Source organism: Mycobacterium sp. (assembly GCF_008709575.1).
GTDB lineage: Bacteria > Actinomycetota > Actinomycetes > Mycobacteriales > Mycobacteriaceae > Mycobacterium.
Map to the genome: position 1 here is coordinate 1 of NZ_VYIK01000073.1, position 17,926 is coordinate 17,926.

The following is a 17,926-nucleotide window of genomic DNA, read 5'->3' on the forward strand; positions in this document are numbered from 1 at the left end:
CGACCCCGTCGTGGTCGAAGATCATGCAGCGGGTGCTGGTGGTGCCCTGGTCGATCGAGATTATGAACTCACCGAAATCGGCCATCTGTTCTCCCTGGGCGCTTTGGCTGCACGCAATCGTCCATCATCACTCCTGTGGGAGCTGGCATGGTAGCCAGTCAGGTTGAGCGAATCGGCGCGGTATGGCGTTCGTCGCCGGTCAGAACAGGTTGACGAGGTTGGCGACATCGAGAAAGGGAAGGGAGTTGACGACATCGCCGAACACCTGCAGGTCGACCGTGAACAGCGAAGCATCGGCGGTGTCAAAGCCGGAACCGCTGGTGAGGGCGCCTTCAAATGCCTGGTCGGCGTGCAACAAAGCTGCGCTGGTGGTGACCCAATCCTGATTGAGGGGATCGAAGAACAGCTGGGCAACCTGAGTGGACAAGCCGCCGTCGTGAGCGGAGATGATGGACTCCGCCGACTGAAGTTGATCGACAACTGCTTTGGCCATCCCGGTACCAATGCCCGCCTCAAATCCCCCAGTGACTACCGCGCCCAGGTTGCCAAGTAAGTCGAGGACTGTAGTGGTGGACACCTCGAGCGGCATGGTGATCGCGCTCTGGGCCTCGGCCAGGTTCGCGCCGGCCTGGCTGAGCAGCTCAGCTGCGCCGGAAGCGGCAGCCGCGCCCGAGTCGGCCATCGCTGCGGAGGCATCCGGCGGGTCGGTGCCGAGCAGATCAGCAAACAGTGTCGTCGCCTTGCTCCAATCAGCAGTCTCGCCCTGGAACAGCGCACCGGCGAGGTCGTTGAGCAGCGCTCCGTCCTGCGGCGATGCCTGCTGTACCCCGCCCACGTCGATCGGGCCGGTGGCATCCGGGTTGACCAGCGGCGGGACGTCGCCGGCGCCGAAGTTAACCAGATCGACCATATGTTTGCCTCCGTCGACGGGCACCAGGAATGCGAGGAGATCGTTGTCCCGGCCGGTTTGGATTCCCACGAACTCCAGTCCGGGTAACCAGTTGTCCTGGATCATAAGGTAACTGGCAGAAAGCAGGGCATCCGGTGTGGAGAACGACTCGAAGGACCCGACGCTGCTCAGCGTCGCGGGTTCGCTGAGCCACTCACCGGCGATCGGCGATGTGCCCAGTCCCAGCGTATCGCCGGGGTCCGACAGGGTGGCGTTGTTGGTCAGCAATTCCACGGTGTCGCTGGTCGGTGTCACCGTCCAGCCGTTGATCTCGTCGATGCCGCCCTCGGCGTGGGCGACAGGCACCCCGATCATCGCTGCTACGGCAGCCAGGCCTGTTCCGACCCCGAACGCACGGATGACCATCTCAAACAACCCCAGACACTACATATGCTCTGGACCGACCATATCTGACCTGACCGCCAGCGACACGCCGAAGTCGCCCGCGTTGTCGGTCCACCAGTGGGTTTGGCGCAATCCCGCGGCAGCGAGCTCGGCGGTCACCGCCTCCCGGCGGAACTTGCACGACACCTCGGTGAGCATTTCCTCACCCGCGGCGAACTCCACGATCAAACCGAGTGCACCGACGCGCACCCGCTGGGCGCTATCGGCCCGCAGCCACATCTCCATCCGTTCCTCGGCGGCGTTCCAACGAGCGACGTGGGCATATGCGCTGACCTCGAAATCGGCCTCGAGTTCGCGGTTGATCACTGCGAGCACGTTGCGGTTGAACGCCGCTGTCACGCCGGCGGCGTCGTCGTAGGCGCGGATGAGCCGGCCGGTGTCTTTGACCAGATCGGTGCCCAGCAGCAGACCGTCGCCCGGATGCATCACCGCAGCCAGTGAGGCCAGGAACTTGGCACGTGGTTCGGGAGTGAGGTTGCCGATCGTCGATCCCAAGAACGCGAACAGCCGACGGCCCTCTCGGGGAATTTCGGTCAGGTGTTCCTCGAAATCGCCGCATACAGCGTTGATCTCGACGCCGGGGTAGCAGCGCTGAATGGCGTTCGCCGCCGCTTCAAGCATGCCGGCGTCGACATCGAACGGCACGAATCTTCGCAGCACGCCGCCGTCGCGCAATGCGTCGAGCAGCATCCGGGTTTTCGCCGATGTCCCGCTGCCCAGTTCGACCAGCGTGTCAGCCCCGGTCAACGCGGCCACCTCTCCGGACCGGGCACGCAGGATCTCCGCCTCGGCCCGCGTCGGATAGTACTCCGGTAGTCGGGTTATCTGGTCGAACAGGTCACTGCCGACCGAATCGTAGAACCATTTCGGCGGCAACGACTTCGGGGAGCACGTAAGCCCCTCGAGGACGTCGCGGCGCAGTGCGCGGTACGCCGAGTCCGCACCCAGATGATTGGACAGGGTCAGTGTCATCGCGGTCCCTTCGGGTATTCGAGTGCGGTCAACCTCACGCCGTCTGCGGTGACGTCGACCAGGGTGTGGTCGGGAACGTCCTCCCAGCCGGGGTCGTCGTCGTAGGGTTCGCTGGCTACCACCACGCCATCGTCACGGCGCAAGACCGACAGGGTGTCACCCCACGTAGTGGCCAAGAGTCGAGAACCATTGGCAGCCAGGATGTTCAGCCGAGCACCCGGATCCTCGGCACCGATCTGCGCGATCACCCCAGCCAGCGCGTCGAGTCCGCGATCGAAAATCAGAGCCGCCAACACCGCGCTGTCGCAGACGGGTTCGGCCGATGCGGTGCCGGGCAGCACCGAACGGTCGACGACCCCGTTGTGTGCCAGCAGCCACTGCCCGTCGGTGAACGGGGCGGTCGCGCCGGTTTCGATGGGCATGCCTGCGCTCGCGGAGCGCACCGAGGCCACCACACAGTGGCTGCGAAGCGCCGGCGCGACCGAAGCGAAAGACGCATCGCCCCACAGCGGCGTGGTGCTGCGCCACCGTCGCGGCGTCACACCGTCGAAAAAGCCGACACCCCAGCCGTCGGCGTTAATCACGCCGTGTTTCTGCCGGCGCGGCGCATACGACTGCACCCGCAGCCCGTGCGGCGGGTCGAGCACCAGTGCGGACAGGGCAACCTCGCCGCCGAGCCATCCGAGGTGACGGCACATCAGTCGACCGACCACGCCAACCGGACGCCGCAGAAGATCTGCCGCCGGTACGGATGATCCCAGTTGCGGAAGCTGGGTCGCAGAATGCCCGGATCCACCGCCCATGACCCGCCGCGCAGGACCCGGTAGTCCCCGCCGAAGAACGGCTGTGAGTAACGCTGGTAGATCATCGGGGTGAATCCGGGCCACGGCTGCAGCGCTGAGCTGGTCCACTCCCAGACATCGCCGAGCATCTGTTCGGCGCCGTAGGCCGACGCACCGGCCGGGTAGGCACCGACCGGCGCGGGGCGCAGCGCGGCACCGCCGAGGTTGGCATGCGCAGCCGACGGATCGTCGTCGCCCCACGGGTAGCGGCGGCGCGCGCCCGCCGCCGGGTCCCAGGCACAGGCCTTCTCCCATTCGACTTCGGTGGGCAGCCGGGCGCCGGCCCACGCGGCGTAGGCCTCGGCTTCGAAATAGCTGACATGCTGGACGGGTTCGTCAGCCGGAATCGTCTCCTGATGGCCGAAGCGGGTGCGGCTGTGCCCGTCGTGGTTCCAGAATTGCGGAGCGGTCAGGCCGGCCTGGCGGCAATACCGCCAGCCGCGCTCCGACCACCATTGCGGCTGCCGGTAGCCGCCGGCGTCGACGAACTGCCGCCATTCGCCGTTGGTGACCGGGACGCGCCCGATCCGAAAGGTCGGTACGTCGACCACGTGGGCGGGTCGTTCGTTATCCAGCGAATACGGTTCACGCGCGGAGTCGACGCCCAACACGAACGGACCGCCGGGCACCAGGACCGACGTTCCGGCCAGACCCGGCCGGCCGGCCGGCAGCGCTGCTCCCCCGCTCAGCAACGGCGGGCCGACCCGCAAGTTCAACGCCTGCAGCATGGTCTCGTCGTGCTGATGCTCGTGGCTGACCACCATCGCGAACACGAAGCCGTCATCCTCACCGGGCAACGCATCGAGAGCGTCCAGCACGGCCGACCGCACGCTGCGGCAGTACGTCCGCGCCTGAGTCGGCGAGAGCAGCGGAAGGTCCACGCGGCTGGCGCGGGAGTGCAGGAACGCGTCGTAGAGCTTGTCGACGCCGGGCGAGAGCATCCCCGGACGGTCCGGGTTACCGCCGCGCAGCAACCAGAGTTCTTCTTGCTGGCCGATATGCGCGAGATCCCACACCAGCGGGCTCATCAACGGGTCGTATTGGCGGCACAGTTCGTCGTCGTCGAAGTCGACGAGCCGCAACGTGCGCTCCCGCGCCGCCGTCAGCGCGGCCGCCAGGGTGTCGGGTGAGCTCATGACGGCGATCCTTGGGCCAACCGGGTGATCATCGGGGCGATGCCGTGCTCGATCACCTGCTCGGCGAAGTCGTCGGCCGGGCAGCGGCCCTGCTCCACCGCTTGGACCAGCCGGTCCATGGTGTCGAGCAGCGGCCTCGGCGCCCGGTCGGCGGCGATGCCCACACAGCGGTTGGCGGCCGCATACAGCCGCCGGTCGGCCAGCCCCACGCGGGCGGCGGTGTCCCAGGCCGCGGTGACCGGCTCGACGGCGTCGGCGGCCAGATCGGCGGCAGTCCCGTCGTCGAGCAACGTCACCAGGGTGAACACCACCGCGGGCCAGACGTCGTCGGGAACGGCGTCAAGGTAGCGGATCTCCAGCCAGCCGCGGGGACGCACCGGCGGGAACAGCGTGGTCAGGTGGTAGTCCAGGTCGTCCGTGGTCGGAAGACGCCCGCCCAGCAGGACGCGGCCGTCGGCCCAGTCGGTGAACGGGACGTTGCGGGTGACCGGCACCGCAGCGCCGTCGGGCCCGGTATGGAGCATCACCGGCGCCTTGAGCGCATAGCGTGCCCAGTCGCTGCCCGGTTCCTCACCGCCGACGGTCAAGACGGGCCCGCACCGCGCGGAATCCAGCTCACCCCACACCCGCTGGCGGGTCGATTGCCAGCCGGAGAACTTTCCGCCCAAAAGTGGTGAATTAGCGGTGATGGCGATCATGGTGGGTCCCAGCGCATGGGCCAGTCGCACCCGTGCGGACCAACCGGACCGGGGCCCGGCGTCGAGGTTGACCTGCACCGAGGCCGTCGAGGTCATCATGGCCGCACCCGCCGCACCGGTGCGGCTGGCGACGAAGAACCGCTCCATGGCGTGGTAGCGCGCCTCCTGATTGACCCGGCAAGCCGGCCGCAACGGGTCGGTGCCCAGCAACACCAGCCCCAGCCCGGCGGCGGCGAACGCCGCGCGCAGTACCGCCTGGTCGCTGTCTGTCGCCTCAATCGCCGCCAGCACGTCCTCGGCGGGCGGGCCGGACAGTTCGACCGCGCCCCCGGGTTCGACGGTGACCGTGCTGCCGCCCGGCAGCGGCGGCAGCACCGCCAGCACACCGGTGATCTCGTCCCAGACCGGTCTGCGGCGTGGTTCGAGCGGATCGAAGCAATGCGCCTCCAGTTCCAGGCCGACCCGTCCCAGCGGACCGTCGGTCAAACAACCGTCGGTGACGTAGCGCGCAGCGTCCAACGACCCGGTTAGCGCGCCGTCGGCCCGGCAGGTAGGGACCAGCCCTGACGCGACGGCAGACGCCATATTCCCGATGCCTCCAGGTCCGGACCTGGTCCGCGGACCGCTGCTGTGCAAGCGATTACCGCCACGATAGCCAACCGTGAGCCATCCGTTCCCCCTTCCCGGTACGGCCGGTGCGGCTGCTTTATTGCCCGAGCGCGTTCTCCATGGCCCCGACCAGCACGTTCAACGCGAGTCCCCCGTTGCCTGGCTGGCAGACTTTCGCCTGCAGCAATACGTTGTCCAGCACCCGGGTCTGGGTGAAGCAGCGCCGGTCGGTGCCGACTTCCTGTTTGGTCCACGTCTCGTCGGTGGCGCTCGGCGGGCCACCGGCAAAGGACCACACCTGGGTGGTTCCGTTGTCGAGATGAATCGCGGTCGTTTGCCCCGAACAGCCGACGGTGCGGTCCACGACGCGGTGGAAGGCCCGGTCGGCCGCGGCACCGGTGGCAAAGACGCCCACCGCCTGTTTGACCAGGTGGTTTTGGTCAGTGGGCGAGGTTTGCGTGGTGGCGCCGGCAAACGACGCGAGATCGGGGTCGTCGTAGACCTCCGGCAAACCGATGTCAGCCCAGTTGTTGCACACCGGGTCGTCGACCCAGTACGCCTGGAACGGCTCGGTGAACATCGATTCGGCGCGCATCGGCCCGCCGACGATATTGCCCACCGAACCCTTGCCCAGCACGGCATAGTTCACCACACCGGGACTCGACGGGCCGGCGGCCGCGACAGGAGGCGCGAATGCTGCGGCGACCACCGCCATGCTCACCGCGCCGGCGGTGACCCGCATCAGACTGTGGCCGAGAGGTCGACGTTGCCCCTGGGGGCGGTGACGTACCGTCCGGGGGCGGTCGCCTCCGCTGTGTCGACGACATCGATGCCCATGGCGTCGATCTTGCCAAGACCACCTGCCAAACAGAAGCCCGGGCGCCACGTCGTGTCCGGTAGCCGCCCGGGAGTTTCAGGCGCGTGGCCGCGGCGCGGGCGAGCCGGGCGATGGCGATTGCCCCGGGCCCATACCGGGACCACCGGGACCCATACCCGGGCCCATGCCCGGACCCCCAGGACCCATACCCGGGCCCATACCGGGACCCCCCGGACCCATACCCGGGCCCATGCCCGGACCGCCCGGACCCATGCCCGGACCGCCCGGACCCATGCCGGGGCCCCCCGGACCCATGCCGGGGCCACTGGGACCGGGAAAAACGAAAAGCCACTGCCCGGCGCCGGGCGGCGGGCCGCCGGGCATGCCGGGCTGCTGCATATCCCGGTGGTGGTGGTGCCAGTGGTGGTGGTAGCCGGTGACGTAGGCACCGGTGAAGAAGATCGTCGCGATCACGAAAACGATGCCCGCGACGATCACCACCCACGCCGCAGCCCGGTAGAGACGACTCGGCTTTGCCGCGTCCGTCGCAGATGGCAGCGGCGCAGCGGTGGTGGGCTGGCTGGCGGGTTCGGGTGTCTCAGTCATGGCTTGATCATGCAGGCGCCAGGTGCGGCGACGGAAGGGATGGACATGAAATCACGCTGAATTGTCAGCTCCAGCGGCGACGCGGGTGCTGGTCACGGCGCCTCGATGACCAACACCGGCTGGTATATCGGGCAGGCCAACAAGCACATCACAGTGCTCAAGTCGCCACATCACTACTGACTTTTCCGCTGCGATTGTCTTTGCCGCTCTCCCGCCCGCCGCTGGATCACAACCAGCAGCCGACCATACCGGCGACAGACAGGATCGACACGACGATCAACAGCAGCCCGGCGATGATGGCAACCCATGCCGCGGCATCGTAAAGCCCGTCGGGCTGCTGCAGCGACGCGGGAGCCGGCGAGGTCGACGATCTGGTTGACTGACTCATATCCAGCATGATGCCGCACGACGCCGGCGGCTACGGGTTGTCCGATACCCGGAAATCAGCCCGGCGTCCCATCGGGGCGCCGGGCTGGTGGACGTGGGAACGCTGTGCTACGGGGTCGCCGGGGCATTCGAGGGCAGCGCGGATCGGGGCGGCTGCCCAGGCCCGGGTGGGGCGCTGGTTCCGCTGTCACCGCCGGCCCCGTGATGGTGACCACCCGGCTTGACCATGGAATGGTGGTGGCGGTGGTGATGACACCTATGACCGTGGTAACCGCCGTGGTGGGCGAAAAAAACACCGGCGAAGAAGATCACCGCGGTGATGAATACGATCCCGGCGACGATCGCGACCCAGGCCGCGAACCGGTAGAGCCAAAAAGGTTGGGCCGGCCGGGAGGCGACCGAGGTCGACGTGTTGTGGATTTCAGGAACTTCACTCATGGGGCAATGATGCGGAACCAACGACTAGCACCGGCTAGGTCTCAGTTATGAGCCCGCTATGAGTCGTCGGGCTTGAACGGGTTGACCGCGAACTGAATCACCCGGTACGGCGCGCGGGCACGCGGGTCGCTGTTGTCCCACTGGCTGACGAATATCCGCAACTCGTCGAGAGTCGAACCCGGGGAGATGTAGCCGCCGTAGGGCTGAGCCAGCCGATTGTCCCAGGGCGGCGGCAGACTGTCGGCCGGCTCGGGCCAATCGTCGACGTGTTGCACGACCGTCGTGACCGGCGCCGTACCCAGCGAGGTCGGATCGTTGGCCACCCGGACCTCCATGTTTCCCGTGCTGGCGTTGAAATACGACAGCACCGCCTTACCGTCGATCTGCTTGAAGCTCATCTCGCCGATCTGGTCACCCCACAACGGAGTCGGGGGTTTCTTCCAGCCGCCGCCGGGGCCGCCCGCCCAACCCTGCCACTTCGACCGGTCGGTGAAGTTCTCCGGCGTCGACCGGTAGAGCACCACCGGGTGGGTTCGGTCGAAGTCGTCGGCCACGATGTACACCCACCCGTGCGGTGACTCGGCAGTCGGGATCGGGTCGTAGAAACCGCTGATCTGCGACTGCCCGCCGCCCTGGTAGGACGCCTGCCGCACCGACCCGGGCACCGTCTGCCAATTCCCATGCATCGGTTCGGCTTTCACCAATCGCGAGCTCCGTGGCACCAGATTTTCAGCGGTGGTGACCAGCAGGTAGTTCTGCCGGTTGATCTGAACGACACCGGCGGGCAGCTGCGAGGCGCCCGGTGGGGTGGGTTCGGCCAACAGCGGCGCCCACACGCCGATAACCCCGCGGTAGGTCACCCCGGCCGACTCGTCGACCGAGGAGGTGTCCACCCGCAAGGCGATCGGCGAATAGTGGCCACCAAAACCGACACCCTCACCGGCGAAGCTGTCCCCGCACACCTGAAGCACTTCGGTGGGGAACTCCATGAACACACACAGATCGGTGGCACCGACGCCATAGTCGCGAGTGGGTGTGCCGGTTCCGGCGGCCGGGCCGATCCGAATCACCTCCCCGGGCGCCAGCGGGGGCAGGATCGGTTCCGGCATCGGCGCGGGCGGATCCGCATGAGCAAACGAAAAGCTCTGCGCTAGTAGGATATACGCCGCGAAAGCGGCCCGCAGCGAGGAACGCACAACGCGGCTGGCGTCGGGCGGACTCACCCCGGGATCACAATTCAGCGGCCAGCAGCTCGGCGATCTGGATCGTGTTCAGCGCCGCCCCTTTGCGCAAGTTATCACCCGCGACGAACAGCGCGAGACCCCGACCTTCCGGCACGCCCGGGTCGGTGCGGATCCGGCCGACCAGCGATTCGTCGATGCCGGCCGCGGCCAGCGGCGTCGGCACGTCGACCAGCTTGACGCCCGGGGCGCCGTCGAGTAACTCACGGGCACGTTCAGGCGAAAGCGATTGAGCGAACTCGGCATTGATCGACAGACAGTGTCCGGTGAACACCGGAACCCGCACGCAGGTTCCGCTGACCGCAAGGTCGGGGATGCCCAAGATCTTGCGGCTTTCGTTGCGAAGCTTCTGATCCTCGTCGGTCTCCCCGGAGCCGTCGTCGACCAGCGACCCGGCCAACGGCACCACGTTGAACGCTATCGGCGCGACGTAGGTCTTGGGTTCGGGAAACTCCAGCGCGCTGCCGTCGTGCACCAGCTTCTCGACACCCTCGACGACAGCACGGGCCTGTCCGGCCAGCTCCGCCACTCCGGCCACCCCACTGCCGGAGACAGCCTGGTAGGTGGAGACCACCAGGCGCACCAGCTGCGCCTGATCATGCAGCACCTTGAGCACCGGCATCGCGGCCATCGTGGTGCAATTCGGGTTGGCGATAATGCCTTTCGGTCTATGGCGGGCGGCGGCGAAGTTCACCTCGGAAACCACCAGCGGCACTTGACCGTCCTTGCGCCACGCCGACGAGTTGTCGATCACCGTCACCCCCGCGGCGGCGAAACGTGGCGCGTGCACCCGCGACACCGCCGCCCCGGCGGAGAACAACGCGATATCCAGCCCGGCCGGGTCGGCGGTCTCGGTGTCCTCGACCTCGATTTCTTGTCCGCGGAAGGCCAGCTTGCGGCCCTGCGAGCGCGACGACGCGAAAAACCGCACCCCGCTCGCCGGGAAGTTGCGGTCCTCGAGCAGCGTGCGCATCACCTGGCCCACCTGCCCGGTGGCACCGACTATCCCGATCGTCACACCGACCCCGGCCACCGCTACCGCCCGGTCCCGGCATAGACGACCGCGGGCTCCTCCCCACCCAGCCCGAACGCCTCGTGCAGCGCCAGCACGGCCTTGTCTAGTTCGGTGTCTCTGACCAGCACCGAGATCCGGATCTCGGAGGTGGAGATCAATTCGATATTGACACCGACCCCGGCCAGGGTTTCGCAGAACGTCGCGGTGACGCCGGGGTGGCTGCGCATCCCCGCACCGATCAGCGACACCTTGCCCACGTGGTCGTCGTAGAGCACCTGCGAAAAGCCGATCTCCCCCTTGAGCGACTCCAGCTTCTGCACCGCGACCGGTCCGCTGTCGCGCGGGCAGGTGAAAGTGATGTCGGTCTTGCCCCCTTCGATCTTGGAGACGTTCTGCAACACCATGTCGATGTTGATGTCGGCGTCGGCGACCGCGCGGAACACCTTGGCCGCGTAGCCCGGGATGTCAGGGATACCGACGATGGTCACCTTGGCCTCGCTGCGGTCATGCGCAACGCCGGTCAGAATGGGGTCTTCCATGGGAATATCCTTGATCGATCCGGTGACGACGGTGCCGGGCTTGTCCGAATACGACGAGCGGACGTGCACCGGGATGTTGTAGCGACGGGCATACTCCACGCAGCGCAGCATCAGGACTTTGGCGCCGCAGGCCGCCATTTCGAGCATTTCTTCAAAGGTGACGGTCGCCAACCGCCGCGCATTGGGCACGATCCGCGGGTCGGCGGTGAAGATGCCGTCGACGTCGGTGTAGATCTCGCAGACGTCGGCACCCAGCGCGGCAGCCAGCGCGACAGCGGTGGTGTCCGAGCCGCCCCGGCCCAGCGTGGTGACATCCTTGGTGTCCTGGCTGACCCCTTGGAAGCCGGCGACGAGCACGATCTGACCGTCGGCGAGCGCGGACTGCACCCGGGCGGGGGTGACATCGATGATCTTCGCCTTACCGTGGGCGGCGGTGGTGATGACCCCGGCCTGCGATCCGGTGTAGGACCGGGCCTGCGCGCCGAGTGATTCGATCGCCATCGCCACCAGGGCGTTGGAGATGCGCTCGCCGGCGGTCAGCAACATGTCCAGCTCGCGGGGCGGCGGAACCGGGCATACCTGCTGGGCCAGCTCGAGCAGACCGTCGGTGGTGTCACCCATCGCCGAGACCACCACCACGACGTCGTTGCCCTGCTTCTTGGTATTGACAATGCGCTCGGCGACACGGCGGATCCGTTCGGCGTCGGCCACCGACGAACCGCCGTACTTCTGCACGACGAGCGCCACTTTCGCACCCTTCCAGCCCGAGCAGGCATCGCTGAGAGAGATCCCGTCCAGAATAGAGCGCTTCACAATAGCGGGCGTTGCGCCGGGGTTGACGCTGCGCCGTCGAAGACGATCCGGGTGATCCGCACCCCGGGGCAGGGTCAACGTGTACAGTGACAGCGTGGCGCAGGTGCTTCTTCTCGGGCGCCGCGACGGGGTCTGATCCAGACCGGCTTCCCGTCGCGGGGATGGGCGATGCGCCGGTCTGAGCCTTGGCAGGCGCCCTTCAGATAAATTCCGGAGCAATCACCGTGACTACCGTTTCCCAGCCCGACGCATACCGGTCCACCCGGACCATCGTCAAGCCCGCGGGCCCGCCCAACGCCGACCAGCCCGCATGGAACACCCAGCGCGGCTCGGCGATGCCGGTCAACCGGTACCGTTCCTTCGCCGAGGAAGTCGAACCGATCAGCCTGCCGGACCGCACGTGGCCAGACCGGGTGATCTCACACGCGCCGATGTGGTGCGCGGTCGACCTGCGCGACGGCAATCAGGCGTTGATCGACCCGATGAGCCCGGCCCGCAAACGCCGCATGTTCGACCTGCTGGTCATGATGGGCTACAAGGAAATCGAGGTCGGATTCCCGTCGGCCAGCCAGGCCGACTTCGACTTCGTCCGCGAGATCATCGAACGGGACGCGATCCCCGACGATGTCACGATCCAGGTACTCACCCAGTGCCGGCCGGAATTGATCGAGCGGACGTTCACCGCGTGCGAGGGCGCGCCCCGGGTGATCGTGCACTTCTACAACTCCACCTCGATCCTGCAACGACGGGTGGTGTTTCGCGCCGACCGCGCCGCCGTGTTGAAAATCGCCACCGATGGGGCCCGCAAGTGCCTCGACGAGGCGGCGCGTTACCCCGGCACCCGCTGGCGGTTCGAGTACTCCCCGGAGTCCTACACCGGCACCGAGCTGGAGTACGCCAAGCAGGTGTGCGACGCGGTCGCCGATGTCATCGAACCCACCCCGGACAACCCGATCATCTTCAACCTGCCGGCCACGGTGGAGATGACCACACCCAACGTCTACGCCGACTCGGTCGAGTGGATGAGCCGCAATTTAAAACGGCGTGAGTCCGTCATCTTGAGCCTGCACCCGCACAACGACCGGGGAACCGCCGTCGCCGCAGCCGAATTGGGCTTTGCTGCCGGCGCCGACCGAATCGAGGGCTGCCTGTTCGGCAACGGTGAGCGCACCGGCAACGTGTGCCTGGTGACTCTGGGGTTGAATTTGTTCTCCCGCGGTGTGGACCCGCAGATCGACTTCTCCAATATCGACGAAATCCGCCGCACCGTCGAGTACTGCAACCAGCTGCCGGTGCACGAACGGCACCCTTACGGCGGCGACCTGGTCTACACCGCGTTCTCCGGCAGCCACCAGGACGCCATCAACAAGGGCCTGGACGCGATGAAGGTCGATGCCGATGCCGCCGGTATGGACGTCGACGACATGCTCTGGCAAGTACCGTATCTGCCCATCGACCCGCGTGACGTCGGACGCACCTACGAGGCGGTCATCCGGGTCAACTCGCAGTCCGGCAAGGGCGGGGTGGCCTACATCATGAAAGCCGACCACGGTCTGGCGCTGCCGCGCCGACTGCAGATCGAGTTTTCCCAGGTGATTCAGCGGATCACCGACGGCGAAGGCGGCGAGGTCACTCCCAAGGAGATGTGGGATGCCTTCGCCGAGGAGTACCTGGCGCCGGTGCGGCCACTGGAACGGATCAAGCAGCGGGTGGATGCCAGCGAAGAGGACGGCGGCACGACCAGCATCACCGCGACGGTCAAGATCGACGGGGTGGAGACCGAGATCAGCGGCACCGGAAACGGTCCGCTGGCCGCGTTCGTCGATGCCCTCGGCCATGTCGGTTTCGACGTCCAGGTCTTGGACTACTCCGAGCATGCGCTGTCCGCCGGCACCGAGGCACAGGCAGCGGCCTACGTGGAGGCGCAGGTGGCCGGCAAGACGGTGTGGGGAGTCGGCATCGCGTCGTCGATCACCACCGCGTCGCTGCGCGCCGTCGTGTCGGCGGTCAACAGGGCGTCTGGTTAGGGTGCCAGTATGTGGCACACGTTTTGGGACTTTCTGTGGTCGGCGATCGTCGTGTTCGCGTTCATCGCCTACCTGCTGATCCTGTTCAACATCGTCGTCGATCTGTTCTGGCGTGACCATCAGACGTCGGGCTGGGTCAAGGCGGCCTGGGTCATCTTTTTGATCGTCTTTCCGTACCTGACCGCGCTGGTCTACCTGATCGCCCGGGGCGAGGGCATGGCGATCCGCGCCCGCGAGGCCGCCGTGTCCAGACGTGACGGTCACAGCGGCACGCTCGCGGCCCGCACACCGGTGCAGGAGATCGCGCACGCCAAGGAGTTGCTGGACGGCGGCGCCATCACCCAGGCCGAGTTCGAGACGCTGAAGGCGAAGGCGCTTCGGGATTAGAACAGCGCGAACTGCTCGGCGACGTTGTCGGCCTCGGCGAAGTCCTCGACACCGGTGCCGCCCACGACCCTGCCCACGCAATCGATGAACTGCGCGTCGGAAACCGTCGGCACACCCAGTTCGCGGGCCAGATAGCCCTTGCCGTGGCGGGGCCGGGGCTCGTTGCAGACGACCAGGGATGTTTCGCGATCGACAGCATCGGTGTAGGCCAATCCCGCGTGCAACATCCGCTCGACCAGTTCGTCGTGCGTCCGTCGCACCTCGGCCGCCAGCGCCACCCGCATGCCCTGGACCAGAGGCCGGCCCCGAACATAGCGGCCCGGGTTGAGGTAGGGGCAGGGCATTCGCGACGCCAGCATCTTCAGCGGCCGGAGCTCGTCATGGGTGATCCGGCCGTCCGGCCACCGGCGACGGCTCACCGGCCGCACCGGCAGCCACACGTCGCGTTCGCGGGCCTGCTCCAGTGCGGCGCCCAACACCCGAGTGAGCACCAGCGCGTCGTCGAACGCGTCATGGGGCCGCTGCCGGGTCACACCCCAGTACGCGGCCAGCGTCTCCAGCCGCAGGTTGTCGGTGCCGAGTCCGAGTCGGCGGGCCAGTTCGACCGTGCACATCACGGCGTCGACCGGGACTTCGGCGTCGGCGAGCTCGGCCTCGGCGGCCAGGAATGCGTAGTCGAAGGCGACGTTGTGCGCAACCAGCGTCCGGCCACGCAACACCTCCACCACCTCCGTGACGATGTCGGCGAACTGCGGCTGGCCTTCGAGCATCGCGGCGGTCAGCCCGTGTACGTGGGTGGGGCCCGGGTCAACCCCGGGGTTGAGCAGACTGACGACGGAGCGCTCGACCCGCCCGTCGGCGTCGAGGGCCAGCACCGCGAGGCTGATGATCCGCGCCTTACCCGGTCGAAAGCCCGAGGTCTCGACATCGATCACCGCCCACCCGGTGTCCGGTTCGGTGGGCGGTCGGCCCCATGGTGTCTTGCGCGACTCCGCCATGAAGCGAGAATGACATGCCGACTCCGCATCGCTGGTGCGCTGCGGATCGTGTCGCGAAGCTAACCTGCCCGGGCGACCCGCTGCGCCCGGCGTCAACGCCGCGCTGGCGATCGCCCTAAACCCCTCCGAGGGCGACCCGCTGCGCCCGGCGTCAACGCCGCGCTGGCGATCGCCCTAAACTGCGCGGGTGATGACCGCCCGCGGACGCCTGGCGCTGGTTGCCGGTGCCGGCGCAAGTTGGGCTTCTCGGGTGACCGGCCGGGGCGCCGGCGCGATGATCGGCGGCCTGGTGGCGATGACACTGGACCGCTCGATTCTGCGGCAACTCGGAGCGGGCCGACGCACCGTGATCATCACCGGAACCAACGGCAAATCGACGACCACCCGGATGACCGCAGCCGCGCTGCGCACCCTGGGTGCTGTCGCCACCAACACCGAAGGCGCCAATATGGATGCCGGCCTGGTGGCAGCACTGGCCGCCGACCGCGACGCTCGGCTGGCAGCGCTGGAGGTCGATGAGATGCACGTACCCCACGTGCTGGACATGGTGGACACGGCAGTGATCGTCCTGCTCAACCTGTCCCGCGACCAGCTTGACCGCGTCGGCGAGGTCAACACGATCGAGCGCAGGTTGCGGACCGGGTTGGCCCGACACCCGAAGACGGTGATCGTCGCCAACTGCGACGACGTGCTGATGACGTCGGCCGCCTATGACAGCCCTGCCGTGGTGTGGGTGGCGGCAGGCGGCCGCTGGTCGGCGGACTCGGTGAGCTGCCCGCGCACCGGCGAGATGATCGTCCGCGAGAAGAGCCATTGGTATTCTCCCGGAACCGACTTCAGGCGGCCCAGCCCGCACTGGTGGTTCGACGACGAGCGGCTCTACGGGCCGAATGGGTTGGCGTTGCCGATGCGCCTGGCGCTGCCCGGCACCGTGAACCGCGGCAACGCCGTCCAGGCGGTGGCCGCCGCCGTCACACTCGGGGCCGACCCGGCGGCCGCGGTGGCAGCCGTGTCCGGGGTCGACGAGGTCGCCGGGCGCTACCGGAGGCTCCGCGTTGGCGAGCACACCGTGCGGATCCTACTGGCCAAGAACCCGGCAGGGTGGCAGGAAGCGATCTCGATGGTGGACAAGCACGCCGCCGGGGTGGTCATCGCGGTCAACGGGCAGGTGCCCGATGGCGAGGACCTGTCCTGGCTGTGGGACGTGGGCTTCGAGGATTTCGCCGAAGTTCCGGTGGTGGCCGCGGGCGAGCGCGCCACCGACCTGGCGGTGCGGCTGGAATACGCCGGTGTCCCGCACACGCTGGTGCATGACACGATGCGGGCAATCGAGTCCTGCCCGCCGGGTCGTGTCGAAGTGGTCGCCAACTACACCGCGTTTCTGCAGCTGAACAGGGTGCTGAAGCGCCGTGGCTGAAACAGGCTCCGATTCCAGGGTCCGCATCGGGCTGGTGCTGCCCGACGTGATGGGCACCTACGGCGACGGGGGCAACGCGGTGGTGTTGCGGCAGCGGCTCCGGCTGCGCGGCATCGCCGCGGAGATCGTCGAGATCACGCTGGCCGACCCGGTGCCCGAGTCGCTGGACCTCTACACGCTGGGCGGTGCCGAGGACTATGCGCAGCGGCTGGCGACCAGGCATCTCATCAGGCATCCGGGCCTGCAGCGCGCGGCGGCGCGGGGCGCGCCGGTGTTGGCGATCTGTGCGGCCGTCCAGGTGCTCGGGTGCTGGTATGAGACGTCGTCGGGGGAACGGGTCGACGGCGTGGGTCTGCTCGACGTGACCACCTCCCCGCAGGCCAAGCGCACGATCGGCGAAGTGGTCAGCACGCCGCTACCGACGGAGCTGACGGCGCCGTTGAGCGGCTTCGAGAATCACCGCGGCGGCACGGTGCTCGGCCCCGCGGCCGCGCCGCTGGGCCGGGTGCTGAAAGGCTGTGGCAACCGCGCCGGGGACGGCTTTGACGGTGTGGTGCAGGGCAGCGTGATCGCCACCTACATGCACGGTCCGTGCCTGGCCCGCAACCCGGAGCTGGCTGATTTGCTGCTGAGCCGGGTGGTGGGTGAGCTCACACCGTTGGAGCTGCCCGAGGTGGAGCTGCTGCGTCGAGAACGGCTGCACGCCTGAGGAGCTCAGCACGTCGGGCGAGCAGCGGCGCACCCGTCAGACAACGTCGTCGAGAAGTGTCCCCGGGGCCGGTCGACCGGCAGAAGCTGTAAGAGGTCTACCGCACATCACCAAGCTGAGGGTTCTTTGGCTTTAGCCGGGTTGGCTACTGGCTCGGCGCCAGCCCTACAGCGACCTGCTGCGCTGCGGAGCGAAGCCGCTGGTCCCACACGGCGAACACGGCGTCGTCGACCCCAATAGCGAGGACACTGGCAAGGTGGACCGCGTCGGCGCCACGCAGCGCGTGCGCTGTGGCTAAATGTCCAGCGTGGTGAGCGATGTTCTCAGTCAGCTCCACCGCACGGGTGGCGGCCCAGTACTCTTCCCACATCACCTGGGCCTGGAGTTGTTCGTCGGTGCCCAAGCGGCGTGCACGGCCGGCAGCCGCCAGCGCCGCGCGCACCTCGGGGTAGGCCAACCGAGAAGAGACCGCGGCGTCGCAGCCATCCCAGAGCGCCGCGGCGATGTCGCTGTCATCCTCCTCAACGAGGAGTTTGACGAACGCGCTGCTGTCGAAGTAGACGATCGGCACGGGTCAGCGACGTTGTTCGCTGACCAGGTCGGAGACCGACCCTCGAGCACGCACGCGTGGTGCCCCGCTGGCCGTGGGCCGGCCCGCCGATCGCGGCCGGCTGACCACACCCTGCCGGGTCAGCTGCTCCAGCAGCGGCGCGGCGTCCACGGCCACCAGCCGAACGACCGGGATTCCCCGGTCGGTCACGACGACCTCCTCGCCGGCACGGACACGCTCGATCCAGTCCGCGAGCTCGGCCCGCAACGTACTCACCGCAACCTCCATAACGGCAGTGTACAACAGAAGAACAACAACTTGTACGTCGTGCCCGATCAAACCCCGGTGCCTGGTCCACCTCGCGACAGACT

20 protein-coding genes are annotated in these 17,926 nt (G+C 67.6%); 4 read left to right on the forward strand and 16 right to left on the reverse strand.

From position 1 onward, the window contains the following. From F6Q13_RS14895 to F6Q13_RS14960, 13 genes are all read right to left on the reverse strand, one after another. The coding region (locus F6Q13_RS14895; RefSeq protein ID WP_293058000.1) for a hypothetical protein at positions 1-85 on the reverse strand (85 nt) is incomplete at its 3' end. A 114-nt stretch (positions 86-199) separates the two neighbouring features. Beyond that, complete coding sequence (locus F6Q13_RS14900) at positions 200-1,183, reverse strand: hypothetical protein (protein ID WP_293057959.1); 984 nt, start codon at positions 1,181-1,183, stop codon at positions 200-202. A 150-nt stretch (positions 1,184-1,333) separates the two neighbouring features. Continuing rightward, positions 1,334-2,326 (reverse strand): L-histidine N(alpha)-methyltransferase, encoded by a 993-nt coding sequence (gene egtD, locus F6Q13_RS14905; protein ID WP_293057962.1) that lies wholly within the window; start codon positions 2,324-2,326, stop codon positions 1,334-1,336. Then, positions 2,323-3,024, reverse strand: a complete 702-nt coding sequence (egtC, locus tag F6Q13_RS14910; RefSeq protein WP_293057965.1) for an ergothioneine biosynthesis protein EgtC — start codon at positions 3,022-3,024, stop codon at positions 2,323-2,325. Before egtC ends, egtD begins: the two co-directional genes overlap by 4 nt. After that, the gene (gene egtB, locus F6Q13_RS14915) at positions 3,024-4,304 is read right to left on the reverse strand and encodes an ergothioneine biosynthesis protein EgtB (RefSeq protein WP_293057968.1); all 1,281 of its coding nucleotides are present in this window, start codon (positions 4,302-4,304) and stop codon (positions 3,024-3,026) included. The genes egtC and egtB overlap by 1 nt, the downstream gene beginning before the upstream one ends. After that, positions 4,301-5,587, reverse strand: coding sequence for an ergothioneine biosynthesis glutamate--cysteine ligase EgtA (gene egtA, locus F6Q13_RS14920; RefSeq protein WP_293057971.1), 1,287 nt, complete (start codon positions 5,585-5,587; stop codon positions 4,301-4,303). The genes egtB and egtA overlap by 4 nt, the downstream gene beginning before the upstream one ends. A 121-nt stretch (positions 5,588-5,708) precedes the next feature. Then, positions 5,709-6,353, reverse strand: a complete 645-nt coding sequence (locus F6Q13_RS14925) for a sensor domain-containing protein (RefSeq protein ID WP_293057974.1) — start codon at positions 6,351-6,353, stop codon at positions 5,709-5,711. A gap of 171 nt (positions 6,354-6,524) precedes the next feature. Continuing rightward, positions 6,525-7,034: a hypothetical protein gene (locus F6Q13_RS14930; RefSeq protein WP_293057977.1), complete on the reverse strand. Its 510-nt coding sequence runs from the start codon at positions 7,032-7,034 to the stop codon at positions 6,525-6,527. Positions 7,035-7,260: 226 nt separating this feature from the next. Then, positions 7,261-7,422, reverse strand: coding sequence for a hypothetical protein (locus F6Q13_RS14940; RefSeq protein WP_293058005.1), 162 nt, complete (start codon positions 7,420-7,422; stop codon positions 7,261-7,263). Between the two features lie 107 nt (positions 7,423-7,529). Continuing rightward, positions 7,530-7,859 carry a hypothetical protein gene (locus tag F6Q13_RS14945; protein WP_293058007.1) on the reverse strand — a complete coding sequence of 110 codons (330 nt, stop codon included), beginning with the start codon at positions 7,857-7,859 and terminating at the stop codon, positions 7,530-7,532. Positions 7,860-7,915: 56 nt separating this feature from the next. Next, positions 7,916-8,968, reverse strand: coding sequence for a DUF4185 domain-containing protein (locus tag F6Q13_RS14950; protein ID WP_293057979.1), 1,053 nt, complete (start codon positions 8,966-8,968; stop codon positions 7,916-7,918). Between the two features lie 121 nt (positions 8,969-9,089). Next, complete coding sequence (locus F6Q13_RS14955) at positions 9,090-10,133, reverse strand: aspartate-semialdehyde dehydrogenase (RefSeq protein ID WP_293057981.1); 1,044 nt, start codon at positions 10,131-10,133, stop codon at positions 9,090-9,092. Positions 10,134-10,135: 2 nt separating this feature from the next. Beyond that, positions 10,136-11,401 (reverse strand): aspartate kinase, encoded by a 1,266-nt coding sequence (locus F6Q13_RS14960; protein WP_293057983.1) that lies wholly within the window; start codon positions 11,399-11,401, stop codon positions 10,136-10,138. Positions 11,402-11,685: 284 nt separating this feature from the next. Between F6Q13_RS14960 and leuA the strand changes: the two genes are divergently transcribed. Both leuA and F6Q13_RS14970 read left to right on the forward strand, forming a co-directional pair. Further along, positions 11,686-13,494, forward strand: a complete 1,809-nt coding sequence (gene leuA / locus F6Q13_RS14965) for a 2-isopropylmalate synthase (RefSeq protein ID WP_293058002.1) — start codon at positions 11,686-11,688, stop codon at positions 13,492-13,494. Positions 13,495-13,503: 9 nt separating this feature from the next. After that, positions 13,504-13,881, forward strand: coding sequence for an SHOCT domain-containing protein (locus tag F6Q13_RS14970; RefSeq protein WP_293057985.1), 378 nt, complete (start codon positions 13,504-13,506; stop codon positions 13,879-13,881). Here the strand turns inward: F6Q13_RS14970 and F6Q13_RS14975 are convergent. Then, a complete protein-coding gene (locus F6Q13_RS14975) occupies positions 13,878-14,879 on the reverse strand; it encodes a DEDDh family exonuclease (RefSeq protein WP_293057987.1) in 1,002 nt (333 codons plus the stop codon). The two genes, F6Q13_RS14970 and F6Q13_RS14975, sit on opposite strands and share 4 nt — an antisense overlap. A gap of 187 nt (positions 14,880-15,066) precedes the next feature. Between F6Q13_RS14975 and F6Q13_RS14980 the strand changes: the two genes are divergently transcribed. Both F6Q13_RS14980 and F6Q13_RS14985 read left to right on the forward strand, forming a co-directional pair. Then, complete coding sequence (locus F6Q13_RS14980; protein WP_293057989.1) at positions 15,067-16,296, forward strand: Mur ligase family protein; 1,230 nt, start codon at positions 15,067-15,069, stop codon at positions 16,294-16,296. Next, a complete protein-coding gene (locus F6Q13_RS14985; protein ID WP_293057991.1) occupies positions 16,289-17,005 on the forward strand; it encodes a type 1 glutamine amidotransferase in 717 nt (238 codons plus the stop codon). The genes F6Q13_RS14980 and F6Q13_RS14985 overlap by 8 nt, the downstream gene beginning before the upstream one ends. A gap of 145 nt (positions 17,006-17,150) precedes the next feature. Here F6Q13_RS14985 and F6Q13_RS14990 read toward each other — a convergent pair whose 3' ends face one another. Together F6Q13_RS14990 and F6Q13_RS14995 are read right to left on the reverse strand one after the other, a co-directional pair. After that, positions 17,151-17,576 (reverse strand): type II toxin-antitoxin system VapC family toxin, encoded by a 426-nt coding sequence (locus F6Q13_RS14990; RefSeq protein WP_293057993.1) that lies wholly within the window; start codon positions 17,574-17,576, stop codon positions 17,151-17,153. Positions 17,577-17,579: 3 nt separating this feature from the next. After that, complete coding sequence (locus F6Q13_RS14995) at positions 17,580-17,843, reverse strand: type II toxin-antitoxin system Phd/YefM family antitoxin (protein WP_246216781.1); 264 nt, start codon at positions 17,841-17,843, stop codon at positions 17,580-17,582. Positions 17,844-17,926 lie beyond the last annotated feature (83 nt).